We start from the raw sequence: 23,337 nt of genomic DNA, 5'->3' as shown, positions 1-23,337 counted from the left end.
TTCTTCTGCATTGCAAAAATGTTCAGGTAATTTTTGAACTTTTTAACGGCATAATTAGTATTTTTGTTGCGCTGCACGTGCAGCATGATATGACCAGACGACCGAGGAAAGGACGCGATTCATGGCCCATGACGGACAGGATATGACCCAAATGACAACTGATGCAGTATTGCCCGATCTTCTGGATTTGACGCGAGCCGCCGTGCCTGCTGTGGACGCCGTTATTGAAAAAGCCCGCGCATCCGTGCGTGGCATGGTGACCGCTGAAGGCCGGGTCTCTGGCGCATTGATCGAAGCAAATCAGACCGCCGCGCATGGTCTGGCCTGGCTGGCGACATATTCGCAGTCGCTGCAACAGATGCAGCGCTGGGCAGAAGCGCTGCAAGCCGATGGCAAATTTGGCGAGACCGAGCAGTTGCTGCACCAGATCGCGTTTGGCGAATATCTGCACCAGGTGGCGGGCGGTATTCCGATGAACCAGGGCGAGGTGGTGCGTCTTCAGGATATGGGCCTTGGCTGGGATGCGCTGTCGGGCTTTCAGTCGACCGAAGTGCAGACCCTGATGGCGCGGGCCAATTCTCAGGCTGCGCGCAGCCGTCTGGTTGCGCTGATGCAGGATCAGGCCGGAGCTACGATGTTCGGCGCGTCTGGTCTGGATGAAGAGCTTGAGATGATCCGGGACCAGTTCCGCCGCTACGCGCAGGAAAAGGTCGAACCAAACGCGCATGACTGGCACCTGAAGGATGAACTGATTCCGCTGGAAATCATTGAAGAACTGGCGGAAATGGGCGTTTTCGGCCTGACCATCCCCGAGGAGTTCGGTGGGTTTGGCCTGTCCAAAGCGTCGATGTGCGTGGTGTCCGAGGAACTGTCGCGCGGCTATATCGGCGTGGGTTCGCTGGGTACCCGATCCGAGATTGCGGCCGAGTTGATCATCGCGGGCGGCACCGACGCGCAAAAGGCACAGTGGCTGCCAAAGATTGCCAGCGCCGAGATCCTGCCGACTGCCGTTTTCACGGAACCCAACACCGGTTCAGACCTTGGCAGCCTGCGCACGCGCGCGGTCAAGGACGCGAATGGCGATTACAAGATAACCGGCAACAAGACCTGGATCACCCACGCCGCGCGAACCCATGTGATGACCCTGCTGGCGCGGACAAACCCCGACAGCACCGACCACCGCGGCCTGTCCATGTTCCTGGCGGAAAAGACACCGGGCACTGACGAGAACCCCTTTCCCACCCCCGGCATGACCGGTGGCGAGATCGAGGTGCTGGGCTATCGCGGCATGAAGGAATACGAGCTGGGTTTTGACGGCTTCCATGTCAAGCGTGAGAACCTGCTGGGCGGAGAAGAAGGTAAAGGTTTCAAGCAGTTGATGGAAACCTTCGAAAGTGCGCGCATCCAGACCGCCGCCCGCGCCATCGGCGTGGCACAGTGTGCGCTGGACATCGCCATGCAATATGCGATCGACCGCAAGCAGTTCGGAAAATCGCTGATCAACTTCCCGCGCGTGTCCGGCAAGCTGGCGATGATGGCGGTCGAAATCATGATCGCGCGTCAGCTGACCTATTTCAGCGCATGGGAAAAAGATCACGGCCAGCGCTGTGACCTTGAGGCCGGTATGGCCAAGCTGCTTGGCGCGCGTGTGGCCTGGGCTGCGGCGGACAACGGGTTGCAGATTCATGGCGGTAACGGCTTCGCGCTGGAATACAAGATCAGCCGCGTTCTGTGTGACGCGCGTATTCTTAACATTTTCGAAGGGGCTGCCGAAATTCAGGCACAGGTCATCGCACGACGTCTGCTCGGGTGACCCATTCCGGCAGTCCTGTTTCCCCGACTGGCCCGGCGCTTGCGCCGGGTCTTTTTCCTGTTTTGTACAATCTGTACGCGGTCCGAACCGTGCAGAGTACGTTTTGTACAAAACATACCATCGCCCCTCGCGGCCCGCGTAACGGTCATATCTGACCTGCGTGTTTCAAAACTTCCCCCTTTGATCCCGCCCTTTTCACCGGTACAGCATCAACCGGACACGAGGCGTCGAAATTAACTTTTGGAATACCGCATGACCCGACCTTTCCTTGCCATTTGGGCCGTTCTTGCGGCTCTTGCTCTGGCGGCTTGCACCACGTCTCAGCCGACGGTGAGCCGGAGTGATGTGGACGCGCTGGCGCAGTCGATCCAGGCGCTTGGGCCCAATGTCGATCCGACCGAGGCACAGCAAGCGGCCACGATTGCCTATGCCTATTCGCAGCAGCTGAAGCAGGACTGGAACGTCACCGACCCGGCGATCATCCACAATGCCAAGGTCATCAACGGGTTCCGCGAAAAGGGTCTGTGCAATGACTGGGCCGAAGCGATGACCAAACGCTTGCGGCAGGAAAATTTCCGGACGCTGGACCTGAACTGGGCCACGTCGCCTCCAACCCCGTTTCGCATCATCCACCATTCGGCATCGATCAGCGCCAAGGGGGACACGATGTATGACGGTATCATCCTCGACCCCTGGCGCAACAGCGGTGCCTTGTTCTGGGCGCCGGTGCGCGAGGATACGCGATACAACTGGGCACCCCGGCTGGAAGTGCGCGAGCGGCTTCTGAATGGGTCTTTGCCCTACTGACCCGGTTTCGCCGATAGGGCAGATACGCTAGAACGCTGCCATGACACGCCTGATCCTGACCCTGCCTTTGATGGCCCTGTTTCAATGCGACAGGGATGAATCCGTTGCCGCCTATGGCGCGGCAGACCGGACATGGACGTTGCAGGAGATCGACGGACAGCCCTTTGCCGCCAGCGCCCTGCTGCGGTTCCCAGAAGAGGGCAGGATAACCGGAAATGCCCCCTGCAACGGCTATGACGGCACGCTGAACGCGCCCTACCCGTGGTTCGAAATTCAGGACCTGAGAGCAACGCGGGCCGCCTGCGCCGGGCTTGAGGCCGAAGGGGTCTATTTCGCCGCCCTTTTGGCCATGACCCAATCCGAAGTGTCGGGCGATGTGCTGATCCTGCGCAATGAGGACGGGCACGAGATGGTGTTCACAGCCGCCGAGTGACCTGATCCACGAACCGCGCGCGCGCCTCGGGCAGTGGGTTATGCCCCAGCGCGGGGGCGACGCGATGGTTCAGGAAATATCCGGTTGTGCGCAAAGCCTCGGCAATCTCGGCATCCGGCGCGGTGCCTTCGCCCCGCAGGCAGGGCGGCAGCGGCAACAGCTTGTCTGCCCATTCCCCCGCCCCTTTGACACTGACAGCGCGCCCGGTCTTGGGCGACACATAGACCAGCCCCTCGGTCGTGCCGGTCGCGGCGCAGGCGGTCAGATCAAGGCCAAAGCCAAGTTCGTCCAGCAGCGCCAGTTCCCATCGCAGGTAGGCCAGCGGCCAGATCTCATCCTGTCCCAACAGGTCCATCAACCGCTCGGTCCGGGAATAGAGCGCCGGGTGCGCCTCTCGTTCGGGCAAGCAGAAGGACAAAAGCGACACGACGGCGTTCAGCCCGGACAGGGCCAGCCGCCCGGAAAACGCCGCCGCCGCGCGCGAGCGCAGGGGTTCGACCTGAAAGGTGCCGATATGTTCTTCCAGCCGCGCGCGCCACAGCACGTCCAGCTGCGCGCCGGGTTGCAGGATGGGTGCGATCTTGCGGCTGGTCCCGCCCCGCACCACACCAGCATGACGCCCGTGGGATTCGGTAAAGACCTCGATAATCGCCGAGGTTTCGCCGTGGCGGCGAGAGGTCAGTAGGATGCCGTGATCGCGCCAGTCCAATTCGGAGTCCTGTCGGTGATTAAGTTGTAGTGTTCCCAGAAAATCGTGAAGGGTTCCGTTCTGCAATGGTTTTGCACATCAAACGCGGAAAGATACGTGAATCGCTTGGTCCGACGGCAGGGGACTGGGCATCTATGCGGACAAAGCCGCCGTCTGGTTTTCGGCCTCGGCCCCACAAAAAATATGCTACACCAACCTCACCATTATCAGGTGGAGGAGAGAGATGACATACGAGCGCAAGCTGATATCGAACGGGAATCCCATGGAAGACATCGTGGGCTTCAGTAGAGCTGTCCGGGTAGGACCATTCATCTCGGTTGGGGGCACTGCACCCGTTGATACAGATGGCAACACGGTGGGCGTGGGCGATGTTTTCGCCCAAACAACGCATTGCTTTGAAATCATCAAAGCCGCGCTGGAGGAAGCTGGCTCTGGTCTTGATGATATGGTGCGTACTCGCGTGATCCTCACCGATATCAACAACTGGAAAGAGGCGATTGAGGCCAGAAAGGCCTATTGCCGGGATGTCAAACCTGTGGACACGATTATGGCGATCGACAGGTTCATCAATCCTGAATGGCTGGTTGAAATCGAAGTGGATGCGTTTGTGGCCAACGCGTAGATCATTTCCGCTTTGGGCTCAAAGCCGACATGCGTCTGGCCCGCTACTCCAGCCCCTCTTCGCCCAGCAGATGTCGGCCTTGCCGGTCTTCGACCTCAATCACCCAGAGGTCGGGGTCAAAGCTGCGCTGGCGCTGGATGGCGTGATCCACGTCGCCCTCGGGGCCAGAGGAAAGTTCGACCCATGTGCGTTCGCCGCTCATCAGATCAAAGCTGCGCTGAAAGGCGGTGGCCTGCCCGTCGAGCGTGTTGAGCTTGACCAGAACCGCGCCCGCGGTGTCATCGCCATGGGCCACAACAAAGGCGGGGATTTCCTGAAACCGGAGCCGCGCCAGATAGGCGTGAACCCAGAAATCAGCGGTCAGGCGGGTCATGCGTTGCCGTCTTTGAAATCCAGACCCATTTCCGAATAGCGCTCGGATTCCTCAAGCCAGTTGGGCCGGACTTTCACTTGCAGGAACAGGTGGATCTTGCGGTCGAGGAACTCTTCCAGTTCCGCCCGCGCGGCCTGACTGACGGCCTTGATCGTCTCGCCCTTCTTGCCCAGAACGATGCCCTTGTGGCCGTCGCGCATGACATAGATGACCTGATCGATTCTGGCCGAGCCGTCCTTGCGTTCTTCCCAGTTTTCGGTCTCGACCGTCAGCTGATAGGGCAGTTCCTGATGCAGGCGCAGGGTCAGCTTCTCGCGCGTCATTTCAGCGGCGATCATGCGCAGGGGCAGATCGGCGATCTGATCTTCGGGATAAAGCCACGGGCCTTCGGGCAATTCGCCCGCCAGCCATTTGCGCAGGTCGTCGACGCCGTGGCCTTTTTCGGCCGAGATCATGAAGGTTTCGGCGAAGGGGTAGCGCGCGTTCAGGTCGCTGGTCAGCGCCAGCAGTTTCTCGGACGGCACCTTGTCGATCTTGTTGATGGCCAGCGCGATGGTGCGGCCCTGCCCGATCTCGGCCAGCCCTTCGAGGATGCGTTCGACCCCTTCGGTGATGCCGCGATGCGCCTCGACCATCAGCACGACGATATCGGCATCGGCGGCCCCGCCCCAGGCGGCGGCGACCATGGCACGGTCCAGACGGCGGCGCGGTTTGAACAGACCCGGCGTGTCCACAAAGACCAGTTGCGCATCGCCTTCCATCGCAACGCCCCGGATACGGGCGCGTGTGGTCTGCACCTTATGGGTCACGATCGAGACCTTTGCCCCGACCATGCGGTTCAGGAGGGTGGATTTGCCTGCGTTGGGCTCTCCGATCAGGGCGATAAATCCGGCGCGTGTGGTCATGTGTCTGGCAATCCTGTCTGCAACTGCGCCCCCCTATAGCAGAAAGGGGCGGCGGGCCAGAGGGATTTGTCGCATTGCGGCCCTGCGTTTGCGGTGGCAGGACAGGCGCAGGTGCCCAGCCAGTTCCAGCCCGGCCGCAAATCCTTTCAATGAGGTTGTCATGAAACGTCGCGAGTTTCTTCTTGGAAGCGGCGCCGCCGCAGGTGCGTTTGGGTTGGGCGGATGGTCGCTGGCGGCAGGTGATGCAGCACAGGAACTGGTGCTGCAACCCGCCAGTTACCGGCTGCGAGAACAGCTTACCGCGGGGATGGTCAGCCTCTCGCCCGATGCGCCGCCGCCGGTTCTGTTTGGGCGACAGGGCGAGCCTATGCGGCTGAGTGTGCGCAATACGCTGCCGGATTACACTTCGATGCACTGGCACGGGCTGCGCATTCGCAACGAGATGGACGGGGTGCCTTACCTGACCCAGATGCCCATCGGCGAGGGTGAGCGCTTTACCTATGAGTTCACGCCACCGGATGCGGGGACCTACTGGTACCACCCCCATTGCATGACGATGGAGCAGATGGCGCGCGGGCTGACCGGCGTGATGGTGATTGCCGAGCCGGACGAGCCGGGGTTCGACAGCGAACAGGTGATCAATCTGCGGGATTTCCGTCTGGACGAGGATGACGCGTTCCTGCCTGCCTATACGGCGCGGGGTGCGGCGCGGGCGGGCACGTTTGGTACAGTGCAGACCGCCAACTGGCAGGGCGAGGCGGTCTATGAGCATGCGGCGGGCAGTCTGGTGCGGCTGCGGGTGGTCAACACGGACACGACCCGCATCTACAAGCTGCATCCCGAGGGGGCCGAGACCCGGATCATCGCGTGGGACGGGCATCCGGTCGAGATCGACCTACCGGTGCCAACGGCGGATGAACCGCTGTTGCTGGGCCCCGGTCAGCGGGTGGATTTTGCCGTCCGGATGCCCGAGGGCGAAGGGCAGACGGCGGACCTGATGGCCAAGTTTCCCGGCCAGCCGCACCGCGCCATGGTGCGCTTGCGGGCTACTGGCACATCAGCGGCGCGCGATCTGAGAGAGCTGCGCCCGCTGCGGGCAAACCCCGTTGCGCGCCCCGATCCGGACCGTGCGGAATTGCATGAGTTCGTCTTTGGCTGGACGCCGGAGGGCGGTGCCCCGAATGACGGGTTCTGCGGCACGCTGGGGTATAGTTTCTGGTCGATCAACCGCAAACCCTGGCCGGGCGATGCGGCGCAGGGCACCGGGCCGCTGGCAGTATTGGAACAGGGAAAAAGTTATGTCCTGCGGTTGCGCAACGAGTCGCCGAACCTGCATCCGATCCACCTGCACGGGCTGGCCTTCGTGCCGCTGCGATCCAACCTGCGCATCCTGCCACCACTGATGACGGACACGATGCTGCTGTTGAAGGATGAGGTGGCGGATATAGCGCTGGTGGCGGACAACCCCGGCGACTGGGCGTTTCATTGCCATGTGATCGAACATCAGAAAACCGGGCTGACCGGGTTCATCCGGGTGGTTTGAACGATGAAACCCGTCGGCCCGACACCGGACCGGCGGGTTGAACGGATCAGATCACGGGTGACGGCGCAGGATGGGGTTCAGCACGGCCACAAACACGATGCCGTACAAAACGTGTCCGATCAGCGCGACCCATGTGATGCCGACAAAGTTCAGGAACGGCGGCAGACCTGCAAAGGTCGTGACACCTCCGATAGCAAATACCCACAGACCGAAACCATAGATTGCCGAGGCAACAAACATGTGGACCGGGCCCAGAACCTTGACCCAGATTGGCTGGAAAACAAGGAACCAGCCCAAAGGATAGGCAATCAGGCCGACAATGTAGAAATGCACGAAGAAACCCAGAAAAGCGTTGCTGGGAAGGCCCAGACTGGACAGCAAACTCTGCGCCAGACCTTCGGGTGACAGGTTGGCCCAGCCGATGCCTGGGCTGACGACCTGCCCCCAGAAATCGAAGGCCATGGTTGCCACAAACCCGGCAATGAACAGAAAGCCGATATTGACGAGCGAGAGTTTTGCACGTTGCATTGGATTGCCTTTATCCGTTGTTTCTCAAGTGCTTTGACCTGTCGCAGTCAGACTGATGCCAAAGCAGTTAACACCCAGATACATGTCTCGGGTCGTGGCGGCTATAGTCTTCAAGTTTGATTGAAACTTGTGACAGGCCGGGCGGCAGCACCGATCAGCTGACCCGATCCAGCAACGCCTTGGCGGCCGCCTGTTCGGCCTGGCGCTTGGAGCCTGCGGTGGCTTGTGCCTCGGTTCCGTCCTGAAGGCGGGCGGCGATTGTGAAGACGGGGGCGTGATCGGGGCCGCTGCGTTTGACCTCGACATAGCTAGGTGGTTTCTGGCCGCGCGCCTGTGCCCATTCCTGAAGCGCGGTTTTGGCGTCGCGGGCGTCGGCCTCGACCTTGTAGATACGGTCGCCCCAGAGGGCGAGAATAACATCGCGGGCAGCTTCGAACCCGGCGTCGCGGTAGATGGCGGCAATCACCGCCTCCATCGCGTCGCCCAGCAGCGCCTGTTTGCGGCGCCCACCCGAGAGCATCTCGGACCGGCCCAGTTTCAGCACCGCGCCCAGATCGATCTGGCGGGCGACATCTGCGCAGGCCTCTTTGCGGACCAGAGCGTTGAACCGGGGCGCAAGCTGGCCTTCGGAGGCTTTCTTGTCGGCCTCAAGCAGCGCGGTGGCCATGACAAGACCCAGCACCCGGTCGCCCAGAAATTCAAGCCGCTGATTGTCGGGCCGGGTCGACGATGAGACCGAGCCGTGGGTCAGCGCACGCACCAGCAGCTCGGGGTTGGCAAATTCATACCCCAAACGCTGCTGGAAGGCCTTTATCTCGGCTGAGAGCTTCAATTGACCGCCTTGAAGAAGCGATCCCCGCGCCAGGTCCAGAAGAACAGCATCGACCGGCCGGCAGACGAGAACATGATCCGGTCGGCGCGACCGATCAGGTTTTCGTAAGGCACATAGCCAACCCCGCCAGCGGATTGCGGCAGGCGGCTGTCAGCCGAGTTGTCGCGGTTGTCGCCCATGAAGAAATAATGGCCCTCGGGCACAGTATAGATGCCGGTATTGTCCGAGCCCTGATTGCCGATATTCAGCACGTCATAGGTGACGCCGTTGGGCAGGGTTTCGATCAGGCGCGACTTTTCACAGGCGCCGCCAACGCCAACGGGGCCGTTTTCGCAGCGTGGGCGCAGGCGTTGCGGGCCCTGTGGTTCGGCGATTTCGGTGAATATGCCGTCAGGCTGTTGCGGAACCGGTGTGCCGTTGAGGATGATCTGCCCCTCGCGGACCTGAATGCGGTCGCCCGGCAGGCCGATCAGGCGCTTGATATAGTCGCGCCCGCTGACCGGGTGGCGGAAGACAATGACGTCGCCGCGCACGGGATCGCCGCCCCAGATGCGGCTTCCGTCGTCGCCCTGCATCCAGCCACAGAGATCTTCGGCGTCGATATTCAGGCCGACACTGGGGATGATCAGGCTGGGACATGAGGCGTAGGAATAGCCGTAGGCCATCTTGTTGACGAAGAGGAAATCGCCGATCAGCAGCGTCTGCTTCATCGAACCGGACGGAATCCAGAACGGTTGAAAGAAGAGGGTCCGGAACACGCCCGCGATCAGCAGGGCATAGACGATGGTCTTGATCGTTTCCCAGACGCCGCTTCCGGTTTTGGCTTCCTCGGCCATACTGCTCTCTCCAGTTCTCTGTGCTTGGCTTCGCTGCTACATGCGGGGGGGATGGGGTCAAGTCAAGGCTGTGTGACGTGATCTTGCAGAGGACGCGCCTCGATCACGACAAAGGCCTGTGCCCAGGGGTGGTCATCGGTCAGCGTGACGTGGATGATCGCCTCGTGCCCTGCGGGGGTCAGTTCGTTCAGGCGTTCGGCGGCCCAGCCTGTGACATGCATCACCGGCTGCCCGGTGCGCAGGTTGGTGACGGCCATGTCCTTCCACGAAATGCCCATGCGCAGGCCGGTGCCGAGCGCCTTGGAACATGCCTCTTTCGCGGCCCAGCGTTTTGCATAAGTGCCTGCGGTATCGGCGCGGCGTTCGGCCTTGCGCTGTTCGGTGTCAGTAAAGACACGGTTGCGGAACCGGTCGCCGAACCGGTCGAGCGTGCCCTGAATGCGGTCGATATTTGCAAGGTCTGTGCCGATGCCGAGGATCATGTGGCTCTCATTTCTCTGGTCGGGCCAATCAACGGCAATTGATGACCACACGCAAGCGGTTGGTTGCCGCATTCCGTGATATACTTTACCGGAATGTTCAATTTTTACGTTGGTGTGGGGGGACGCAATGTCGAAAATTCCGTTCATGGCAATCGCGGTGGCTGGCATTGTCGCAAGCACCGTTTTCCCCGCTTTTGCACAGGATTGCGGAACCGAGGATACCCCCTGTCAGGTAGGAGAGTTGTCCTATCGGGTGGTTCTGCCCGAGGCCGCGCCCGAGCCTCCAGCTGTTATCTATCTGCATGGCTATGGGGCAACGGCGAATTCAGCCGTGAATCTTTCCGGCCTCGCGGCGGCCTTTACCGACCGCGGCATCGCCTTTATCGCGCCGAATGGTCAGGTCGACATTGGCAACCCCAAGGTGTTGGACTGGGGGGTGCATGATGGCTATCGCTGGCCGCGGGATGATCTGGCCGCGCTGGAGCAGATCAAGGAAGACGCCATTGCCCGTTTCGACCTGAACGCAGATCGCATTTTGCTGGCGGGGTATTCACGCGGCGGATCACTGGTTTGGGACAAGGCCTGCACGGATCATTCCTTTGCCTTTGCCTATGCCTCGGCATCAGGGGCTTTTTGGGAGCCAATGTGGCGGCGGTGCAGCGGCCCGGTTCACATGCATCATTCCCACGGATTTGCAGACCGGACCGTCCCGCTGGAGGGGCGTTTTGTGACCTTTGGGGACTATGATTTCGAACAGGGTAGCGTTTTGAAATCCATTGAAATTCTGACCAGAACCAATGGATGCGGGCAGATGGCGAACAGCGTTTCAACAGAGGGCGCAACCTGGCGAAAGAAGTGGACCGAGTGTCAGGACGGCTCTGTCACCCTGGCGCTGGGGCCACATGGCCACGGCAGGCAACCCGGTTGGGCAAATGCCGTGGCGGAATGGTTTTTGGAAATCTCGAACGCGCCCTAGCGCTTCCACCGGCTTTTGCCGAAATCAATTTCGCCTGCTTTACAACAACCGCACCGTCAGGATCTTGTAACTCGCCACGCCAAAGAACCCGGCGAAGGCGAAATCGAACCAGCGGCGGGCGCGGCGGTAGGTGCGGACCATGCGGGCGGATGAGTACAAAAACGCATAGCCGATGAAGATCATCAGTGATCCTGCGTACAGCATGGCGAAATAGCTCAGCAGCATCGGCAGGCTGGCATCGCTTGGCGCGACGATGGCATAGATCGACCCCCAGCTGAGGATTGCCTTGGGGTTGGTCAGGTGGATCGCCGCACCTTTGGCAAAGATCGTGGGCAGCGTGCCGGTGACCGGTTTGCCCAGGGCGACCTCATCATCCGAGGTCATCGCGCGTTTCAGGGCCTTCAGCGCCAGCCAGCCCAGATAGGCCACGCCGACATAGCGGATCACCTCGAACAGCCAGACATTGGCCAGCATGACCGCCGACAGGCCCAGCGCTGCGGCAATGCCCCAAGCGGCCGATCCGGCGCAGATGCCAAGGGCAAAGGCCAGCCCGGCGGTGCGGCCTTCGTTCATGGCGGTTCCGGCAATGCCCATCGTGGCCGGGCCCGGCGAGCCCCCGGCCATCAGCCAGGCGAACCAGATGGCGATAAAGCCGGGGGTGATCACGCGCGCGCCTCGTCCATCAGGCGGCGCATTTCCCGAATGGCGGGGGTGAGACCCAGAAAGATCGCCTCGCCAATCAGGAAATGCCCGATGTTCAGTTCCATGACCTCGGGGAAGGCGGCAACCGGCTTTACGGAGTCATAGGTCAGGCCATGGCCTGCATGGACCTCGAGCCCCAGCGAATGGGCAAAGGTGGACATCTGGCGCAGCGATTCAAGCTCGCGCGCGGCGGCGTCCATACGTCCTTCGGCATGGGCGTCGCAATAGGCACCGGTGTGCAGTTCGATCACCTCGGCACCGATGCGGTGCGCGGCCTCGATCTGGCGCTGATCCGCGGCGATGAAGATCGACACGCGGCACCCGGCCTCGCGCAGGGGGGCGATGAAATGGGCCAGCTTGTTTTCCTCGCGCGCGACTTCGAGCCCGCCTTCGGTGGTGCGTTCCTCGCGCTTTTCGGGAACGATACAGACGGCGTGCGGTTTGTGGCGCAGGGCGATTTTCTGCATCTCTTCGGTGGCGGCCATTTCAAAGTTCAGAGGCACCGACAGAACCTCCATCAGCCCGTCGATATCGGCGTCCGAGATATGGCGGCGGTCTTCGCGCAGATGCGCGGTGATGCCGTCGGCGCCGGCCTCCTCTGCCAGCTTGGCGGCGCGCAGCGGGTCAGGATAGGCCCCGCCGCGCGCGTTGCGCACGGTGGCGACATGATCGATATTCACACCCAGACGCAGACGGCTTTCGGACATCATTTGGTTCCTTTTGCAGATTTTCGCCCCGACCTTAGCGATCTTGGCGCGGGACCGGCAGGTGTTTCTTCGGCCCGGCGTTTGATTTCTTCAAACTTTGCCTTGATCTTGGCGCGGCGGCGCAGCTGGTAGGTCAGGATCAGCGGCAGGCTGAGGTAGTAGCAGATGATGCCCGCCACGATGCCGGGAATGATGCCGCCAATCATGTAGGGATAGAAAACGTCGTGATAGAACTGCCCCAGCCCGTGCCAGTCGGCCACGCGGTCCGTGAACAGGGCAAGAAGGTTGTCCTTGAGGTCACCGATGGCGTCGGCAAACTTGCCCATCAGCCCCTGCGTGTCGCCTTCTTCATATTCGGTGCCCAGCAGGAAATGCCCGGTTTGCAGGCAGATCACCCCAATCGGGACATAGGTCAGGGGATTGCCGAAGAACGTGCCGCTGAGCGCGGCCAGAATATTTCCCTTGATCAGCCGCGCACCAATTGCGGCGACCAGAAAGTGCAGCCCATAAAACGGCGTGAAGGATGCAAAAACGCCCGCCCCGATGCCACGGGCAATCCGGTCAGGGGAATCCGGCAGGCGGCGGACACGGTGTTTGACATAGTGGAAGGCGCGGGTCCATCCGCCACGCGGATAGACGAGTTCCGAAGCGACCTGAACAGGAGAGCGTCGGTCTCGGCGCTTGAATACCACCCGTGATCACCCCTTCTCAGCCAGCCGCGGTCGCGGTTTTGGTCCGGTCCCGATAACGCTCGACCGCTGCAACGTCGCTTTCAGCCTCAAGCATCAGCATCAGCGAATGCAACTGTTCAAGGTCGCGCAGTTCGACATTGATCAGTAGGCGGTAAAAATCCGGTTTGCGGTCCACAAATTCCAAGTTTGAGATATTGGCCTTTTTCTCGCCGATCAATGTGCAAATGCGCCCCAGAACCCCGGCATCGTTGCCGATGGTCAGATCCAGTGTCGCCCCATAGACGGCCGGGTGCGTGCCAGAATGCCAATGCAGATCGACCCAGCGTTCCGGTTCGCTTTCATATTGGCTGAGCTTGTCGCAGTCGATGGCGTGCACCACAACACCCTTGCCCCGGTAGGTGATGCCGACGATCCGTTCGCCCGGCAGCGGCTGGCAGCAGGGCGCGCGGTCGAATTTCTGGCCGGGCTCAAGACCGATCACCGCGCGCCGCAGTGGGATGGCATCGCCGTCATCCTGAGCCAGTTCTGGATAAACGGCCTGAACCACCTCATGAGCGGTCAGTTCGGCACTGCCCAGACGGGCCAGCAATTCATGCCGGTCTTTCAGGCGCAGGTGCTTGGCGGCGGTATCAAGCGCCTTGTCGGTGGCCTTGCGACCCACATGGTCAAAGCCCGAGCGCGCCAGTTCCTTGCCCAGCTTGATGAACCGTTCGCGATCCACCTCGCGCAGGGCGCGGCGGATGGCGGTACGGGCCTTGCCGGTGACGGCGATCTCAAGCCACGTGACCTGCGGTGTCTGCCCGTCAGCGGTGATGATATCCACGGACTGGCCGTTCTTCATCCGCGTCCAGAGCGGCACACGAATGCCATCGACCTTGGCCCCCACGCAGGCATGGCCGATCCGGGTGTGGATGGCATAGGCGAAATCGATCGGGGTCGCACCGCGCGGCAGTTTCACCACGTCGCCCTTGGGGGTGAAGCAAAAGACCTGGTCCGAATACATCTCGAGCTTGACGGCTTCGAGGAAATCTTCGTGATCATCCTCGTTGTCAAATTGCTCGGTCAGGTTGGATATCCACTTCGCCGGGTCGACGGCAAAGGGGTTTTCCGTGCGCACCCCGTCCCGGTAGGACCAGTGCGCCGCAACGCCGGTTTCGGCCACATCGTGCATCTGGCGGGTGCGGATCTGAACCTCGACCCGTTTGCCGTCGCGCCCTGAAACCGTGGTATGGATTGAACGGTAGCCGTTCGATTTCGGCTGGCTGATATAGTCCTTGAACCGCCCCGGCACCGCGCGCCAGCGCTGATGGATGGCCCCAAGCGTGCGATAGCAGTCTTCTTCCGTCTGCGTGATGATGCGGAACCCGTAGATGTCCGAGAGGCGCGAGAAGCCCTGATCCTTTTCCTGCATCTTGCGCCAGATCGAATAGGGTTTCTTGGCGCGGCCAAAGACTTCGGCCTCAATGCCTGCCTTTTCCAGCTCGTGGCGCATGTCGCCGGTAATGCGGTGGATCACATCGCCGGTTTCGCGTTGCAGCGTGATAAAGCGACGGATGATCGACTGGCGGCCTTCGGGATTCAGGACGCGGAACGCGAGGTCTTCGAGCTCCTCGCGCATCCATTGCATCCCCATGCGGCCCGCAAGCGGCGCGTAGATATCCATCGTCTCGCGCGCTTTCTGAACCTGCTTTTCGGGCCGCATCGCCTTGATGGTGCGCATGTTGTGCAGACGGTCGGCCAGCTTGACCAGAATGACCCGCAGGTCCTTGGACATGGCCATGAACAGCTTGCGGAAATTCTCGGCCTGTTTGGTTTCGCGGCTGGACAGTTGCAGGTTGGTCAGCTTGGTGACGCCATCGACCAGTTTGGCGACCTCATCCCCGAACAGGTCGGACACCTTGCCGTAATTGGCCTTGGTGTCTTCGATCGTGTCATGCAGCAAAGCCGTAATGATCGTCGCATCATCCAGACGCTGTTCGGTCAGGATGGCGGCAACGGCAACAGGGTGGGTAAAATAGGGTTCGCCAGAGTGGCGGAATTGCCCTGCGTGCATCTGCTGGCCAAACTCATAGGCCAGCGCGAGACGTTCAGCATTTGTCTTGGGATTGTAGTTGCGGACCAGCGCAATCAGATCGTCAGCAGAAATCATCCGGCCCGCACCTTCGTCTTTGGAGCTTACCCCTGCCCTTGAGCCTCCATCAGAGCGCGCAGGAGCTTTTCTTCGGACATGTCGTCCATCGCAGGCTTGTCCGACTCGGCACCCATCAGCAGCGCCATCTGATCTTCTTCCGGCTCATCAACCTCGATCTGGGTCTGGTTGGCCTCGATCAGGCGTTCGCGCAGGGCGTCCGCGCCTTGGGTCTCGTCGGCGATTTCGCGAAGGGACACGACAGGGTTCTTGTCGTTGTCGCGGTCAACGGTAATCGCGGCACCGGCAGAAATCTCGCGCGCCCGATGGGCGGCCAGCATCACCAGTTCGAACCGGTTTGGAACCTTGTCTACGCAATCTTCAACCGTCACGCGGGCCATTGGGCGCTCTCCGTTTCTGAGTCCATGTCAGGAAGAGGTTTATCTAAGCGCGATTCCGCGCCTTGACAAGCAGGAAATGCTGCATTTGCAGGGATCACAGCGGCGTAACCGCCGCAACCTCGGACGGGGGCAGGTCGGCGACCATCTGGGAAACCGTGCGATCAAGCACAGGGTGGCGCCAGTCGGGCACAATATCCGCCATCGGCACAAGCACAAAAGCGCGGTCCTGAAGGCGCGGATGCGGCAGGATCAACTGTTCCGGTGCTTCTTGCCGCTGTGCCTCGGGCGGCAGAGTCAGCCAGCGGTCGAACAGGGCGCGGTCGGGCAGAATCTGATCGCCATAGCACACAAGATCCAGATCCAGCGTCCGCATTCCCCAGCGCTGCACCCGTTCACGGCCGAACTGGTGCTCGACCTCGTGCAGCAGGCGCAAAAGCTCGGCCGGGGATTTGTCAGTTTCGATCAGCACAGCCGCATTCACGTAGTCCGGACCAGCGCCAGCGGGGAAGCAGGGTGTCGCAAAAAACCGGCTGACAGAGCGAATCACTACGCCCTGCTGCGAAAGTGCGTCAATTGCGCGCTGTAGCGTTACAGCGGGCCCATTTCCTCTCAGATCGAGATTTGCGCCCAATGCCACAACCGCATTTGGCAAAGAATTGTACATATGCTACCCTATATTCGACACATTGCATACTTGCGATAACCGACAAAAGTTCTAATTATAAGCCCACCAGAGTGCGCCATATTATAACTCACACACCCACTCACTCACGTAACGCGGCGCAATCTGGATTATACCGGAAGGACCTATTTATGTTTTATAAGGACGAACGGCTAGCGCTGTTCATCGACGGCTCGAATCTTTATGCCGCGGCAAAAGCACTCGGTTTTGACATAGACTACAAACTTCTGCGGCAGGAATTCATGCGCCGTGGCAAGTTGCTTCGGGCTTTCTACTATACAGCGCTGCTTGAAAACGACGAGTATTCACCGATCCGCCCATTGGTTGACTGGCTTCATTACAACGGCTTCACCATGGTCACAAAACCGGCCAAGGAATACACCGACAGCATGGGGCGTCGGAAAGTCAAAGGAAACATGGATATCGAGCTGACGGTCGATGCCATGGAACTGGCACCGCGTGTGGATCATATCGTGCTGTTCTCGGGTGACGGGGATTTCCGCCCGCTGATCGCCAGCCTGCAACGTCAGGGCGTTCGCGTATCAGTCGTGTCGACCATCCGCAGTCAGCCGCCGATGATTTCGGACGAACTGCGCCGCCAGGCCGACAACTTCATCGAGTTGGAAGACCTGCGCGACGTAATCGGTCGCCCGCCGCGTGAAATGCCGGCAGAGCATCGCAGCGTCGCGGTTGCAGGCGGCAGCTGATCCGGCACCACTGCCTGTTGATGGGAAAAATTCGCGCGGTCAGGACCGGGGTCCTGGCCGCGCTTCTTTAACTAAGGATTGGTGCTGAAACATCCTCTGACTAACAACGATTCGTGTCAGATGAATGACAATGTCCTGTCTGGACCAAGGCCGGGAAAAGACTTACCTGTGCCCTAAGGAGACAGCCGAATGACCAAGCCGCCACTGACACTTTACCTGGCCGCCCCCCGCGGGTTCTGCGCCGGTGTGGACCGCGCCATCAAGATCGTTGAAATGGCCCTGCAGAAATGGGGGCCGCCGGTCTATGTGCGCCACGAGATCGTGCATAACAAATTCGTGGTCGACGGGTTGCGGGCCAAAGGGGCTGTGTTTGTCGAAGAACTGCATGAATGCCCCGATGACCGCCCGGTGATCTTTTCCGCCCATGGTGTTCCGAAATCGGTACCCGCCGAAGCCGCGCAACGTGAGATGATCTATGTGGATGCCACCTGTCCCCTGGTGTCGAAGGTTCATGTCGAGGCGCAGCGCCATGCGGATGCGGGATTGCAGATGATCATGATCGGCCACAAGGGCCATCCCGAAACCGTTGGCACGATGGGACAGTTGCCAAAGGGTGATGTGCTGCTGGTCGAAACGGTCGAGGATGTGGCCACCGTGCAGGTGCGCGACCCCGACAAGCTGGCCTTTGTCACCCAGACCACCCTGTCAGTGGATGATACCAAGGACATCATCGCAGCCCTTCAGGACCGGTTCCCGGCCATTGTCGGGCCGCATAAGGAAGACATCTGTTATGCCACCACCAACCGGCAGGAGGCCGTGAAGGCCGTGGCCCCCAAGGCCGATGCGCTGCTGGTTGTGGGAGCTCCGAACTCGTCAAACTCCCGCCGTCTGGTCGAGGTTGCCTCACGCGAGGGGTGCAAATACGCGCAGCTGGTCCAGCGTGCGACCGAGATCGACTGGCGCGCTTTGCAGGGCATCGAAAGCGTTGCGGTGACCGCAGGCGCATCTGCCCCGGAATTGCTGGTGAACGAGGTGATCGACGCCTTCCGCGACCATTACGATGTCACTGTCGAGCCGGTCGAGACCGCAACCGAAAACGTCGAGTTCAAAGTACCGCGCGTGTTGAGGCAACCGGCGTGACCGGCGTGCCGAAGGCGCCGCTTTATCTTGGGCTGGCGGGACTGGTCCCGTTTGTCTGGGGCGCGCTGACATATCTGAACGGCGATCTGAACGACTGGGGCACGCATACATTTGGCCCGCGCTTTGTCGGGCCTTATGTGCAGCTGTTTTATGGCTCGGTCATCCTGAGCTTTATGTCAGGTGTGCTGTGGGGGTTTGCCACCAAAACCTCGGGCAGCAAGGCGGCGCTGTGTTATGCGCTGTCGGTCCTGCCTGCGCTGTGGGCCTTTGCCATGACGGGCGGCGGGCCGGTCACTGCGGGCACCAATCTGATCTACGGGTTCACCGGCTTGCTGCTGCTGGACGCCCTGTTTTCATACTGGCGGCTGACGCCGGTCTGGTGGATGCAGCTGCGTATCCTGCTGACCGCAGTCGTTCTGGCCAGCCTAGCCGTCGGAGTGTACCTGTGAGCGACAAACGCACAATTGATGCCTATACGAAGAGAGTAAACGAATATCTGGCCATTCCTTTGCCAGCCGAACAGCTCAAGACCCGTCAGGATTTTGCCGATGCGGTCGGTGCGGGCGGCTATGTGCTGGATCTGGGGTCAGGACCCGGATCGGACAGCGGTTTCCTGATGCGTCAGGGGCTGAAGGTGCGGGCGCTGGATGCCACCCCCGCCTTTGTCGAACATGCCCGCCGGAACGGGGTGGACGCGCATCTGGGCACGTTCGACGACGTTACCGAAACCGCCGAATATGATGGCGTCTACGCCAGTTTTTCCCTGCTGCACGCGCCGCGTGCGGATTTTCCGCGTCACCTGAAAGCGATCCACACGGCCCTGAAGCCCGGAGGCCAGCTGTTTCTGGGCATGAAGCTGGGCTCGGGCGAGCATCGTGACGATCTGGACCGCTATTACACCTATTACTCGGAAGCCGAAATCCGAGAGGCGCTGACCCAGGCCGGGTTCACGGTTGACCGCGCGGTCGAAGGAATGGGCAAGGGTCTGGCCGGGTCGTACGACGGGTTTATTCTGGTGTTCGCCCATGCCTGAGTTGTTTGCCTATACAGATGGCGCCTGTTCCGGCAATCCCGGCCCCGGAGGCTGGGGCGTGCTGCTGCGCGCGATGGACGGGGACAGGGTTTTGAAGGAGCGGGAACTGAACGGCGGCGAGGCCGAGACGACCAACAACCGGATGGAGTTGCTGGCTGCCATCAGCGCGCTCGAGACGCTGGAGCGCCCGTCGAAGATCACCATTGTCACCGACAGCGCCTATGTGAAGAACGGCGTCACCGGCTGGATATTCGGCTGGAAGCGGAATGGCTGGAAAACCTCGAACAAGAAACCGGTCAAGAATGTCGATCTGTGGCAGCGTCTGGACGAAGCGCAGGAACGACATGATGTGACATGGGAATGGGTCAAGGGCCACGCAGGCCATCCCGAAAACGAAAAGGCCGATGAACTGGCTCGCGCAGGCATGGCGCCGTTCAAGCCGAAAAAGGCGCAGGCGTGAGCGCGCTGACGCTGCTGGATTATGCCTCGGTTCTGATCTTTGCGCTGACCGGGGCGCTGGTGGCCAGCCGGGCACAGCTGGATCTGGTGGGTTTTGCTTTCATGGCCTGCCTGACCGCAGTTGGCGGCGGCACGGTACGCGACCTGCTGCTGGACCGGCACCCGATCTTCTGGGTCGGCCAGCCGGATTACATCCTGATCGCCGTCGCGGCGGCGGTGTTTGTATTCTTTACCGCGCATCTGGTGGAAAGCCGCTATAACTGGCTGGTCTGGCTGGACAGTTTCGCGCTGTCAGTCGCCGTTGCGGCCGGAACCGGTGCCGCGTTGTCACTGGATCAGCCCGGTATCATCGTCGTGCTGATGGGAGTGACGACCGGGTGTCTGGGCGGGCTGATGCGCGACGTGGTCTGCAACGAGGTGCCGCTGGTGCTGAAACAGGGCGAACTTTACGTCTCGTGCGCGTTTGTGGGGGCGTTGACGGCGGTACTTGCGGTCAGGCTGGGGCTGGAGCCCGCCTTTGTATTGGGCCTGTGCGCTATTGTGTGCTGGGCCTTGCGGGCCGGGTCGCTGGTGTTTGGCTGGCAGTTGCCCGTCTACAAAAGCCGCCCGCCCCGAAACTGAACCTGTCGGTGGACGCGACCGGGGCGGGCTGATAGCTGTTTGGAACGCGCAGCCCGGAGGCCAAATGCCGTTCAGACTTACATCGATTGCGGTCTCACTGGCTTTGCTGGCCTCATGCGGCGCATATTATGCACCCGTCCGCTTTGTTGCTGAGGGTGACCGGATCATCGCCTCGGGCACGATTGACGAAACAACGCTGTCCGCTTTCGAAGACGTCACCGCCGAAAATCCCGAAGCGCGCACGCTGGTGCTGCAATATATTGAGGGATCAGTGGATGACGACGCCAATGTCATCTTCAGCCGCGAGGTGCGCAAGGCCGGGTTCGATACCATCGTGCCCTCGGACGGTCTGGTTGCCAGCGGCGGCACCGATCTGTTTCTGGCCGGACATCGCCGTGTTTTGCAGCCGGGGGCCTGCGTCGGCGTTCACAGCTGGGCCGGGTCGGGGCTGGTGGCCACGGAGCTGCCCGAGGATGACCCGGAACATGACCGCTATCTGGATTATTTCAGGGACATTGGCGTCGATGAGGCGTTTTACTGGTACACGCTGTATGCGGCCCCGGCCGACAGCATCCACTGGATGACCGCCGCCGAGGCGAACCGGTTCGATATGACGACGAAAGCTGCCCCGGCGCTTGGTTCAGCGCTGGAGTGCGACGAGCGCTGATCTGCTGCGCTATCTGTCGAGTGAAGGTTTCCGGGACGGAATGCGCGGCCCAGGAATACATCAGCGGCGCAGGTAGGTCTGCCAGATCCAGATCACCAGCAATGCGCCCAGAACAGCACCCACAAAACCCGACATCCAGCCCATGACGGTTATCAGAAACCGCAGAACGAACCCACCGATCAGGGCCCCTATGACGCCGATCAGCATGGTGGTTGGAATGTCCGCCTCGATCCGCATCAGGCGGGTGGCGAGGAACCCCGCGGCAGCGCCGATGATGATCAGGGCGACGATGGGCATGTCACTTCCTCCAATGCGTCGGCACGATGATCAGGGCGCCGATAGACGAGATCACCGCGTCCAGACCCGGAGGGCCAAAGCTGATGCCGAACATGATGCGGATGAAGTAGAACATGAACGCCCCGCCCACGCAGATGATGATCGACTGAAGATAGCCGTTATGGGTGAACCCGGTCTGTTCGGACAGATATCCGACAATCCCGGCAATCACGACGGTCCCCATCATCACCATGAACATCGGGCTTCTCCTAGGTCAGGCGGGTGCCGGTGGGAATGGGCCAGCCCCGCAGGAAGGTTTCCCTATCCTGCGCGCCTTTACCCGCCCGTTGCAAGCGCAGCAGTTCGACCGCACCCTGACCGCAGGCCACGTGCAGGTCGTCGTTCAGAACCTCCCCCGCTGCGCCCTGCCCGTCTGCCAGCCGCGATGCCAGCAGCTTGATGCGTTCGCCATTCATTTCGGTCCACGCGCCGGGAAAGGGTGACAGCCCGCGAATTTGCCTGTCGACCTCGACCGCCGGGCGTGTCCAGTCGATGCGGGCCTCGGACTTGTCGATCTTGGCGGCATAGGTCACGCCATCCTCGGGCTGCGGTTCCGGTGTGAGATCCGGCAGCTTGGCCAGAGCCTCGACGATCAGCGCGGCCCCCATGGCCGAGAGCCGGTCATGTAGATGCGCGGTGGTTTCTTCAGCCTCAATCGAGGTTGCCTGTCGCAGCAGGACCGGGCCGGTGTCCAGACCGGCCTCCATCTGCATGATGCAGATCCCGGTTTCGGCATCGCCGGACATGATCGCCCGGTGGATCGGGGCGGCACCGCGCCAGCGCGGCAGCAGGCTGGCGTGGATGTTCAGGCAGCCGTGTCGCGGCGCGTCCAGAATGGGTTTCGGCAGGATCAGGCCATACGCGACGACGACGGCGATATCGGCGTTCAGCGCGGCAAACGCGGTTTGTTCGTCAGCAGATTTCAGAGAGACCGGGTGGCGGACGGGCAGGCCCAGCGCCTCGGCCCGGGCGTGAACCGGTGTCGGGCGGTCTTTCTTGCCACGTCCGGCGGGGCGCGGGGGCTGGCAGTAGACGGCGGCGATGTCGTGCCCGGCCTTGACGAGTGCGTCCAGCACCGGGACCGAAAAATCCGGGGTTCCCATGAAGATGATGCGCATCGTTGGCTCCGGCAGTTGGGACGGGTGCCGGGCTGAAGCCCGGCCTAGGGACGTCAGGGTTGTTTGCGTGCCTTGCGCAGCAGCATGTCACGTTTGACCTTGCTAAGCCGGTCGAAATACATCCGTCCGTTCAGGTGGTCGATCTGGTGCTGCACGCTGGTCGCATCGATCCCGACGAAATCGCGGCGATCCAGCATGCCATGTTCGTTCAGGAACTTCACGGTCACCGCGCGCGGGCGTTTGATTGTGGCCGAGACGCCGGGCAGGTTCGGGCTGGCCTCTTCATGTTCGCGCAGCTCGATCGAGCTGTGCAGGATTTCCGGGTTTGCCAGACGCACGGCCCGGCCCCGTTCGGCAGAGCCGTCAACAACGGCAAGCCGCAGCATCACCCCGATCTGTGGCGCGGCAAGACCGACGCCGGGCATCGCCTCCATCGTGTCGATCATGTCGTCCCAGATGGCGCGGACCTCATCGGTGATCTCGGGCACCTCATCCGCCTTGGTGCGCAGGCGCTTGTCAGGCCATGGCAGGCAGGTACGAACGGTCATGCACGGGCCCGTTCGCGTTTGAGCTTTTGCATCTTGCGGGTGATCATCTGCCGTTTCAGCGGCTTGAGATAGTCAATGAACAGCTTGCCGTCCAAATGATCGATCTCGTGCTGAACGCAGGTGGCCCAGAGCCCGTCAAAGGTTTCCTGTTGCAGGTTTCCGTCGCGGTCCATCCAAGTCACATCGACCACTTTGGGGCGCGTCACCTCGGCGTATTGATCAGGGATCGACAGGCAGCCTTCCTCGTAGACATTGGTTTCTTCCGAGGCCGCGATGACCTGCGGGTTGAACATGATCAGCGGGCGCGGCGCCTCGCCTTCTTCCTTAATGCAATCCAGCACGATCAAGCGATCCAGCACGCCGATCTGTGGCGCGGCGAGGCCAACACCCGGGGCGTCATACATCGTTTCCAGCATATCATCGGCTAGTGCGCGCAGGTCGTCCGTGAGATCGGCCACGGGGGCGCAGACCTTCTTGAGACGGGGGTCGGGATAGATCAGGATGTTACGTTTCATGAGGCTGATTTAGGGCATCGTG

Annotated in this window: 32 protein-coding genes; 13 read left to right on the top strand and 19 right to left on the bottom strand. The window is 61.1% G+C overall.

Annotated elements, in window-relative coordinates; genetic code table 11:
* The first annotated feature begins 121 nt into the window (after positions 1-121).
* The 3 genes from ACR0JI_RS14505 (at position 122) to ACR0JI_RS14495 (ending at position 3,053) form a co-directional block, all read left to right on the top strand.
* On the top strand, positions 122-1,813 hold the full coding sequence (locus ACR0JI_RS14505; protein ID WP_480494618.1) for an acyl-CoA dehydrogenase family protein: 1,692 nt from the start codon (positions 122-124) through the stop codon (positions 1,811-1,813).
* Between the two features lie 252 nt (positions 1,814-2,065).
* On the top strand, positions 2,066-2,620 hold the full coding sequence (locus tag ACR0JI_RS14500) for a hypothetical protein (protein ID WP_480494620.1): 555 nt from the start codon (positions 2,066-2,068) through the stop codon (positions 2,618-2,620).
* Between the two features lie 40 nt (positions 2,621-2,660).
* A complete protein-coding gene (locus ACR0JI_RS14495) occupies positions 2,661-3,053 on the top strand; it encodes an META domain-containing protein (RefSeq protein ID WP_480494622.1) in 393 nt (130 codons plus the stop codon).
* On the opposite strand, the gene recO is transcribed toward ACR0JI_RS14495, so the two are convergent.
* Positions 3,037-3,762, bottom strand: a complete 726-nt coding sequence (recO, locus tag ACR0JI_RS14490; protein WP_480494625.1) for a DNA repair protein RecO — start codon at positions 3,760-3,762, stop codon at positions 3,037-3,039. The two genes, ACR0JI_RS14495 and recO, sit on opposite strands and share 17 nt — an antisense overlap.
* A 223-nt stretch (positions 3,763-3,985) precedes the next feature.
* Between recO and ACR0JI_RS14485 the strand changes: the two genes are divergently transcribed.
* A complete protein-coding gene (locus ACR0JI_RS14485; RefSeq protein ID WP_480494626.1) occupies positions 3,986-4,384 on the top strand; it encodes a RidA family protein in 399 nt (132 codons plus the stop codon).
* 43 nt (positions 4,385-4,427) lie between these two features.
* On the opposite strand, the gene ACR0JI_RS14480 is transcribed toward ACR0JI_RS14485, so the two are convergent.
* From ACR0JI_RS14480 to ACR0JI_RS14470, 3 genes are read right to left on the bottom strand one after another with little or no spacing between them, the layout of a single operon-like run.
* Positions 4,428-4,757 (bottom strand): DUF1491 family protein, encoded by a 330-nt coding sequence (locus tag ACR0JI_RS14480; RefSeq protein WP_209598772.1) that lies wholly within the window; start codon positions 4,755-4,757, stop codon positions 4,428-4,430.
* The gene (gene era / locus ACR0JI_RS14475) at positions 4,754-5,662 is read right to left on the bottom strand and encodes a GTPase Era (protein WP_480473866.1); all 909 of its coding nucleotides are present in this window, start codon (positions 5,660-5,662) and stop codon (positions 4,754-4,756) included. Before era ends, ACR0JI_RS14480 begins: the two co-directional genes overlap by 4 nt.
* A gap of 33 nt (positions 5,663-5,695) precedes the next feature.
* On the bottom strand, positions 5,696-5,824 hold the full coding sequence (locus ACR0JI_RS14470) for a hypothetical protein (RefSeq protein ID WP_480494628.1): 129 nt from the start codon (positions 5,822-5,824) through the stop codon (positions 5,696-5,698).
* Between ACR0JI_RS14470 and ACR0JI_RS14465 the strand changes: the two genes are divergently transcribed.
* The gene (locus ACR0JI_RS14465) at positions 5,823-7,205 is read left to right on the top strand and encodes a multicopper oxidase family protein (protein ID WP_480494630.1); all 1,383 of its coding nucleotides are present in this window, start codon (positions 5,823-5,825) and stop codon (positions 7,203-7,205) included. The two genes, ACR0JI_RS14470 and ACR0JI_RS14465, sit on opposite strands and share 2 nt — an antisense overlap.
* Positions 7,206-7,256: 51 nt before the next feature.
* Here the strand turns inward: ACR0JI_RS14465 and ACR0JI_RS14460 are convergent, their stop codons facing one another.
* From ACR0JI_RS14460 to acpS, 4 genes are all read right to left on the bottom strand, one after another.
* The gene (locus ACR0JI_RS14460; RefSeq protein WP_480473869.1) at positions 7,257-7,733 is read right to left on the bottom strand and encodes a hypothetical protein; all 477 of its coding nucleotides are present in this window, start codon (positions 7,731-7,733) and stop codon (positions 7,257-7,259) included.
* Between the two features lie 154 nt (positions 7,734-7,887).
* Entirely contained in the window at positions 7,888-8,565 is a 678-nt protein-coding gene (gene rnc, locus ACR0JI_RS14455; RefSeq protein WP_480494632.1) for a ribonuclease III, read from the bottom strand.
* Entirely contained in the window at positions 8,562-9,401 is an 840-nt protein-coding gene (gene lepB / locus ACR0JI_RS14450; RefSeq protein ID WP_480473873.1) for a signal peptidase I, read from the bottom strand. Before lepB ends, rnc begins: the two co-directional genes overlap by 4 nt.
* A 62-nt stretch (positions 9,402-9,463) precedes the next feature.
* A complete protein-coding gene (gene acpS, locus ACR0JI_RS14445) occupies positions 9,464-9,883 on the bottom strand; it encodes a holo-ACP synthase (RefSeq protein ID WP_209506227.1) in 420 nt (139 codons plus the stop codon).
* Between the two features lie 127 nt (positions 9,884-10,010).
* Between acpS and ACR0JI_RS14440 the strand changes: the two genes are divergently transcribed.
* Positions 10,011-10,859, top strand: coding sequence for a CE1 family esterase (locus tag ACR0JI_RS14440; protein WP_480494635.1), 849 nt, complete (start codon positions 10,011-10,013; stop codon positions 10,857-10,859).
* 39 nt (positions 10,860-10,898) lie between these two features.
* Here the strand turns inward: ACR0JI_RS14440 and ACR0JI_RS14435 are convergent, their stop codons facing one another.
* From ACR0JI_RS14435 to folK, 6 genes are all read right to left on the bottom strand, one after another.
* Positions 10,899-11,525, bottom strand: coding sequence for a LysE family translocator (locus tag ACR0JI_RS14435; RefSeq protein WP_480494637.1), 627 nt, complete (start codon positions 11,523-11,525; stop codon positions 10,899-10,901).
* Positions 11,522-12,268 carry a pyridoxine 5'-phosphate synthase gene (locus ACR0JI_RS14430; RefSeq protein ID WP_480483761.1) on the bottom strand — a complete coding sequence of 249 codons (747 nt, stop codon included), beginning with the start codon at positions 12,266-12,268 and terminating at the stop codon, positions 11,522-11,524. Before ACR0JI_RS14430 ends, ACR0JI_RS14435 begins: the two co-directional genes overlap by 4 nt.
* Positions 12,268-12,960, bottom strand: coding sequence for a DUF2062 domain-containing protein (locus ACR0JI_RS14425; RefSeq protein ID WP_480494639.1), 693 nt, complete (start codon positions 12,958-12,960; stop codon positions 12,268-12,270). The genes ACR0JI_RS14430 and ACR0JI_RS14425 overlap by 1 nt, the downstream gene beginning before the upstream one ends.
* Positions 12,961-12,976: 16 nt before the next feature.
* Positions 12,977-15,109 (bottom strand): RelA/SpoT family protein, encoded by a 2,133-nt coding sequence (locus ACR0JI_RS14420; RefSeq protein WP_480473878.1) that lies wholly within the window; start codon positions 15,107-15,109, stop codon positions 12,977-12,979.
* 26 nt (positions 15,110-15,135) lie between these two features.
* Positions 15,136-15,489 carry a DNA-directed RNA polymerase subunit omega gene (gene rpoZ / locus ACR0JI_RS14415; protein WP_209506215.1) on the bottom strand — a complete coding sequence of 118 codons (354 nt, stop codon included), beginning with the start codon at positions 15,487-15,489 and terminating at the stop codon, positions 15,136-15,138.
* A 94-nt stretch (positions 15,490-15,583) separates the two neighbouring features.
* Positions 15,584-16,153, bottom strand: a complete 570-nt coding sequence (folK, locus tag ACR0JI_RS14410; protein ID WP_480494641.1) for a 2-amino-4-hydroxy-6-hydroxymethyldihydropteridine diphosphokinase — start codon at positions 16,151-16,153, stop codon at positions 15,584-15,586.
* A gap of 149 nt (positions 16,154-16,302) precedes the next feature.
* On the opposite strand from folK, the gene ACR0JI_RS14405 reads away from it, so the two are divergent.
* From ACR0JI_RS14405 to ACR0JI_RS14375, 7 genes are all read left to right on the top strand, one after another.
* The gene (locus tag ACR0JI_RS14405) at positions 16,303-16,878 is read left to right on the top strand and encodes a LabA-like NYN domain-containing protein (protein ID WP_209506211.1); all 576 of its coding nucleotides are present in this window, start codon (positions 16,303-16,305) and stop codon (positions 16,876-16,878) included.
* A gap of 189 nt (positions 16,879-17,067) precedes the next feature.
* On the top strand, positions 17,068-18,018 hold the full coding sequence (ispH, locus tag ACR0JI_RS14400; RefSeq protein ID WP_480494643.1) for a 4-hydroxy-3-methylbut-2-enyl diphosphate reductase: 951 nt from the start codon (positions 17,068-17,070) through the stop codon (positions 18,016-18,018).
* Positions 18,015-18,467 carry a DUF3429 domain-containing protein gene (locus tag ACR0JI_RS14395; protein WP_480473882.1) on the top strand — a complete coding sequence of 151 codons (453 nt, stop codon included), beginning with the start codon at positions 18,015-18,017 and terminating at the stop codon, positions 18,465-18,467. The genes ispH and ACR0JI_RS14395 overlap by 4 nt, the downstream gene beginning before the upstream one ends.
* Positions 18,464-19,051, top strand: coding sequence for a class I SAM-dependent methyltransferase (locus ACR0JI_RS14390; protein ID WP_480494645.1), 588 nt, complete (start codon positions 18,464-18,466; stop codon positions 19,049-19,051). Before ACR0JI_RS14395 ends, ACR0JI_RS14390 begins: the two co-directional genes overlap by 4 nt.
* Positions 19,044-19,511 (top strand): ribonuclease HI, encoded by a 468-nt coding sequence (gene rnhA / locus ACR0JI_RS14385; RefSeq protein ID WP_117872847.1) that lies wholly within the window; start codon positions 19,044-19,046, stop codon positions 19,509-19,511. Before ACR0JI_RS14390 ends, rnhA begins: the two co-directional genes overlap by 8 nt.
* Positions 19,508-20,131, top strand: a complete 624-nt coding sequence (locus tag ACR0JI_RS14380) for a trimeric intracellular cation channel family protein (RefSeq protein WP_480494648.1) — start codon at positions 19,508-19,510, stop codon at positions 20,129-20,131. Before rnhA ends, ACR0JI_RS14380 begins: the two co-directional genes overlap by 4 nt.
* Before the next feature lie 64 nt (positions 20,132-20,195).
* Positions 20,196-20,798 carry a COG3904 family protein gene (locus tag ACR0JI_RS14375; RefSeq protein WP_480494650.1) on the top strand — a complete coding sequence of 201 codons (603 nt, stop codon included), beginning with the start codon at positions 20,196-20,198 and terminating at the stop codon, positions 20,796-20,798.
* Between the two features lie 60 nt (positions 20,799-20,858).
* On the opposite strand, the gene ACR0JI_RS14370 is transcribed toward ACR0JI_RS14375, so the two are convergent.
* Genes ACR0JI_RS14370 through def (ACR0JI_RS14350) form a run of 5 tightly spaced genes read right to left on the bottom strand, consistent with a single transcriptional unit; the run spans position 20,859 to position 23,315 of the window.
* Positions 20,859-21,095 carry a GlsB/YeaQ/YmgE family stress response membrane protein gene (locus ACR0JI_RS14370; RefSeq protein WP_267364067.1) on the bottom strand — a complete coding sequence of 79 codons (237 nt, stop codon included), beginning with the start codon at positions 21,093-21,095 and terminating at the stop codon, positions 20,859-20,861.
* Position 21,096: 1 nt separating this feature from the next.
* Complete coding sequence (locus ACR0JI_RS14365) at positions 21,097-21,333, bottom strand: hypothetical protein (protein ID WP_480494652.1); 237 nt, start codon at positions 21,331-21,333, stop codon at positions 21,097-21,099.
* Positions 21,334-21,343: 10 nt separating this feature from the next.
* Positions 21,344-22,252, bottom strand: coding sequence for a methionyl-tRNA formyltransferase (gene fmt / locus ACR0JI_RS14360; RefSeq protein ID WP_480494654.1), 909 nt, complete (start codon positions 22,250-22,252; stop codon positions 21,344-21,346).
* Positions 22,253-22,305: 53 nt separating this feature from the next.
* Positions 22,306-22,800, bottom strand: a complete 495-nt coding sequence (gene def / locus ACR0JI_RS14355; protein ID WP_480494656.1) for a peptide deformylase — start codon at positions 22,798-22,800, stop codon at positions 22,306-22,308.
* On the bottom strand, positions 22,797-23,315 hold the full coding sequence (gene def / locus ACR0JI_RS14350; RefSeq protein ID WP_480494658.1) for a peptide deformylase: 519 nt from the start codon (positions 23,313-23,315) through the stop codon (positions 22,797-22,799). The genes def (ACR0JI_RS14355) and def (ACR0JI_RS14350) overlap by 4 nt, the downstream gene beginning before the upstream one ends.
* Positions 23,316-23,337: the final 22 nt, after the last annotated feature.

This window comes from Ruegeria sp. N10 (assembly GCF_056531545.1).
The sequence above is the reverse complement of the archived record's forward strand: the minus strand, read 5'-3'. Positions and strand labels throughout refer to the sequence as shown.

Coding starts and splice junctions, on each gene's coding strand:
- ACR0JI_RS14470 (WP_480494628.1), bottom strand. CDS start 5,824: ATGACAACCTCATTGAAAGGATTTGCGGCCGGGCTGGAACTGGCTGGG.
- ACR0JI_RS14375 (WP_480494650.1), top strand. CDS start 20,196: ATGCCGTTCAGACTTACATCGATTGCGGTCTCACTGGCTTTGCTGGCC.
- rpoZ (WP_209506215.1), bottom strand. CDS start 15,489: ATGGCCCGCGTGACGGTTGAAGATTGCGTAGACAAGGTTCCAAACCGG.
- ACR0JI_RS14480 (WP_209598772.1), bottom strand. CDS start 4,757: ATGACCCGCCTGACCGCTGATTTCTGGGTTCACGCCTATCTGGCGCGG.
- lepB (WP_480473873.1), bottom strand. CDS start 9,401: ATGGCCGAGGAAGCCAAAACCGGAAGCGGCGTCTGGGAAACGATCAAG.
- folK (WP_480494641.1), bottom strand. CDS start 16,153: ATGTACAATTCTTTGCCAAATGCGGTTGTGGCATTGGGCGCAAATCTC.
- ACR0JI_RS14485 (WP_480494626.1), top strand. CDS start 3,986: ATGACATACGAGCGCAAGCTGATATCGAACGGGAATCCCATGGAAGAC.
- def (WP_480494656.1), bottom strand. CDS start 22,800: ATGACCGTTCGTACCTGCCTGCCATGGCCTGACAAGCGCCTGCGCACC.
- ACR0JI_RS14405 (WP_209506211.1), top strand. CDS start 16,303: ATGTTTTATAAGGACGAACGGCTAGCGCTGTTCATCGACGGCTCGAAT.
- ACR0JI_RS14500 (WP_480494620.1), top strand. CDS start 2,066: ATGACCCGACCTTTCCTTGCCATTTGGGCCGTTCTTGCGGCTCTTGCT.
- ACR0JI_RS14460 (WP_480473869.1), bottom strand. CDS start 7,733: ATGCAACGTGCAAAACTCTCGCTCGTCAATATCGGCTTTCTGTTCATT.
- fmt (WP_480494654.1), bottom strand. CDS start 22,252: ATGCGCATCATCTTCATGGGAACCCCGGATTTTTCGGTCCCGGTGCTG.
- acpS (WP_209506227.1), bottom strand. CDS start 9,883: ATGATCCTCGGCATCGGCACAGACCTTGCAAATATCGACCGCATTCAG.
- ACR0JI_RS14370 (WP_267364067.1), bottom strand. CDS start 21,095: ATGCCCATCGTCGCCCTGATCATCATCGGCGCTGCCGCGGGGTTCCTC.
- ACR0JI_RS14420 (WP_480473878.1), bottom strand. CDS start 15,109: ATGATTTCTGCTGACGATCTGATTGCGCTGGTCCGCAACTACAATCCC.
- era (WP_480473866.1), bottom strand. CDS start 5,662: ATGACCACACGCGCCGGATTTATCGCCCTGATCGGAGAGCCCAACGCA.
- ACR0JI_RS14465 (WP_480494630.1), top strand. CDS start 5,823: ATGAAACGTCGCGAGTTTCTTCTTGGAAGCGGCGCCGCCGCAGGTGCG.
- rnhA (WP_117872847.1), top strand. CDS start 19,044: ATGCCTGAGTTGTTTGCCTATACAGATGGCGCCTGTTCCGGCAATCCC.
- def (WP_480494658.1), bottom strand. CDS start 23,315: ATGAAACGTAACATCCTGATCTATCCCGACCCCCGTCTCAAGAAGGTC.
- ispH (WP_480494643.1), top strand. CDS start 17,068: ATGACCAAGCCGCCACTGACACTTTACCTGGCCGCCCCCCGCGGGTTC.
- ACR0JI_RS14505 (WP_480494618.1), top strand. CDS start 122: ATGGCCCATGACGGACAGGATATGACCCAAATGACAACTGATGCAGTA.
- ACR0JI_RS14365 (WP_480494652.1), bottom strand. CDS start 21,333: ATGTTCATGGTGATGATGGGGACCGTCGTGATTGCCGGGATTGTCGGA.
- ACR0JI_RS14495 (WP_480494622.1), top strand. CDS start 2,661: ATGACACGCCTGATCCTGACCCTGCCTTTGATGGCCCTGTTTCAATGC.
- ACR0JI_RS14440 (WP_480494635.1), top strand. CDS start 10,011: ATGTCGAAAATTCCGTTCATGGCAATCGCGGTGGCTGGCATTGTCGCA.
- ACR0JI_RS14430 (WP_480483761.1), bottom strand. CDS start 12,268: ATGTCCGAAAGCCGTCTGCGTCTGGGTGTGAATATCGATCATGTCGCC.